This window comes from Mixta tenebrionis (genome assembly GCF_006517625.1).
GTDB classification, from domain to species: Bacteria; Pseudomonadota; Gammaproteobacteria; order Enterobacterales; family Enterobacteriaceae; genus Mixta; species Mixta tenebrionis.
On the sequence record NZ_VHQI01000031.1, the window covers coordinates 1 to 2,575 of the forward strand.

Sequence of the window (2,575 nt, forward strand, 5' to 3'; positions counted from 1 at the left end):
ATGGGGATATCGAAGCCTTTACCAGTTAATCCAGCTCCGGGTATGGCAGGCAATGCAATGGGTAGCGTAGGAACAGAAATTATTAATGACCGGGCTGGTAAGCTCAGCGAAGGCGCCCAAGATGAGAAGAGCAAATGATGAGAAAACAACAATGGATTTTCGTTTTTCTTTATCTATTAGCCACCTGCAACGTGGCATTTATAATACTGGCTATGAGTATTTATGTACTAACTGATTTTTTTCTTTACTTGATTTATGGGATTCCATTTGAGTTGGATTGGACAGATACATGGAAATATACTAAAGCAGCTTCTTTTGCTGGAAGTCTGGTTGCTATCGGTAGTTGGTGGATCTACTACCAGCACTACAGAAAAAACAGAAACAGATAGCACAAAAATCCCGGCTATCGAACCGGAATTTTTTGTTGTTGAGAATGATCTTCTGGGTGGGAATGAATGGACGCAGGGAGAAAAAGCCAGACAGCATGGGGCTGATGTGCTGTCCTGTGCCGATAATCCTTCCGGTGAAGCCTATCAGCGTGGTCTGACGGAAAATAAAGCCTATGCCGGAGCGCTGGCTACAGGAGGAGTGGCGTTATTGCCCGGTACCGCGCAGGCGATGTGGGGGTTGGGCGCAGGGGTAAACGCAGGTGCTCAGTATGCTGGAGATGGCAAGGTGAATCCGGTTAATTCTATTGTTGCTGGCTGGATAAACGTTGCCAGCATGGGGAATGGCTTACGGGGAACAGTGGGCTGGAATGCAGCCGGTGGCGCGCTAACCAATCAGATCAACGGTGATTAAGTTGTTTATATATTCATGTGTCTTTTGCATTGTGCTCGGCTTTCTCCTTATAGGCGGAGGGGCATTATTTATTTATCTAACAAAAGGATACTTCTTTTTTCCGTTCTACCATGTGGAAAGGATTTTTGTATTTGGATGTATAGCTGGCTCTGCGATTACACTGGCCACAATAGTATTTAATTTAATAGATAAGTTTAACGCCCGTAAAAAGCCACCTTCGGACCCTGGCTGAAATTAATAGCAATCCTGGTTTTTGCGGTTGGGTTGTTTGTTGTTGAGAATAATTTCCTGAGTTCAAAAGAGGCCCGCCAGCTTGATAAGGAAATGCAGGACTGCAAAGCCTCAGGCGGAGACTGTGGAAAAGTGGCTGAAAAATATATCGAAATCAGCAACAAAAACAGTAAAGAACTTCAGGAAGCCTGTACCGGCGGCGGTGTCGCCTGTGTCACCTGGCAGGAATTAATCCAGGGGGCCACTAATGTGGCAAATGATGCAAACCCATCACAAATCAGACTGGATGAAAAGCTGAAAGATCCAAGTGCGGCGGCGCTGGTGAATTACCTTAACGGAACGGATCTTAAATTCCTGGAAGAGAATATAACCACGAGTGACCGGGTAATGTCTGTTCTTATGGACCCGACTTCCTGGCCGGTAGCCATCATGGGTGGTAAAGCCATTATTACCAATGCAGTGAATAACACCAAAGAACAGCTCATTGCTGTGGGTGTGTCTGGTGCTGCGAGTGCAGGTATTCAATATGGCACAACAGGCGAAGTGAAACTGTCGGATGTCATTGGATCTGTCGTTGTTGGCGGAATAACAGCAGGTAAAGGTTATAACCCGACTGTAACCTGGAATGCAGCAGGCGGTTATTACCAGGCAGAAATCAGCGGTGACGATCCGTTTATGGCGGCATTGCTGAGTAATGCGGGTGCTTCTGCGGGTTATGCTACGGGTAATATTATTAAAGTACCTATGGACAAGGTACTTAATCCAGTATCAAAGCAGTATGAATGGGTACCGACAGGTGTCTGGACAATAACAAAACCTGCACCACCAAGCTCTGTGCCATCAATCATGGGTAATTTAGGCGATACTTTTGTTTCAGGAGTAACCGGAAATGCTTTGCAAAAAGCTGTATCTGGAGGTGAAAATGAAACTAAATAACGCTAAAAAACCAATATGGACATTGTTTTTAATGTGCTTCTTAATGTGCATAGCTCTAATTATGATAGGAACCTTTTCTTATCTTTTAAAAGGCTGGCTAATCTGGGATTTTGATAAATCATTTCCTTTTGGAAAAGAAGAGATCGTCACAATATTAAAGATCAGTCTATTAGGTTTCCCTGCGGGACTGGTATTCTGGGTATTTGATATCCGCTAATTACCTGAAGCAAAAATCCCGGCCGCCTGAGCCGGGATCTTTTTACCGGTCACTCCACCACAGGCCGTATAACCAACTGGCCGCGTTCAACGACCACGGTCACCGGTGTGTCCGTCCCAAACCCCGCCTCTTCCAGCCAGTTGCCCTTAAGATGCAGACTGGGTGACCGGCTGTAATACAAGGGCGGTTTTGAGATTATCGCGGGCTGGCACACGCAGCTGGACGGGGCGGTGATAGCGTCAGCGGCGGAAGCGGACAAAAACAGCCTCAGCACGGGCACGCTGGGGTGGAGCGCCATCCGTAACCGGGCGGAGTATGAGGTGGAACAGCAGAGTGCGGGGCTGAGCGGCGGCGGCGGAGGCCGCGAGGAACAGTTTGTGGGGAACATGG

2 protein-coding genes and 3 pseudogenes are annotated in these 2,575 nt (G+C 47.2%); 4 read left to right on the forward strand and 1 reads right to left on the reverse strand.

Translation table 11 applies throughout. The features are described from left to right. Positions 1–426: 426 nt before the first annotated feature. From FKM52_RS21270 to FKM52_RS21285, 3 genes and pseudogenes are all read left to right on the forward strand, one after another. Positions 427–795, forward strand: a pseudogene (locus FKM52_RS21270) (hypothetical protein); the annotation flags it as partial. A gap of 270 nt (positions 796–1,065) precedes the next feature. Further along, on the forward strand, positions 1,066–1,968 hold the full coding sequence (locus FKM52_RS22050; protein ID WP_246085573.1) for a hypothetical protein: 903 nt from the start codon (positions 1,066–1,068) through the stop codon (positions 1,966–1,968). Continuing rightward, entirely contained in the window at positions 1,955–2,185 is a 231-nt protein-coding gene (locus tag FKM52_RS21285; RefSeq protein ID WP_141178088.1) for a hypothetical protein, read from the forward strand. The genes FKM52_RS22050 and FKM52_RS21285 overlap by 14 nt, the downstream gene beginning before the upstream one ends. Before the next feature lie 49 nt (positions 2,186–2,234). Here the strand turns inward: FKM52_RS21285 and FKM52_RS21290 are convergent. Next, a pseudogene (locus FKM52_RS21290) lies at positions 2,235–2,363 on the reverse strand (SymE family type I addiction module toxin); the annotation flags it as partial. Positions 2,364–2,367: 4 nt separating this feature from the next. Here FKM52_RS21290 and FKM52_RS22265 point away from each other — a divergent pair. Then, positions 2,368–2,575 (forward strand): annotated as a pseudogene (locus FKM52_RS22265) (VENN motif pre-toxin domain-containing protein); the annotation flags it as partial.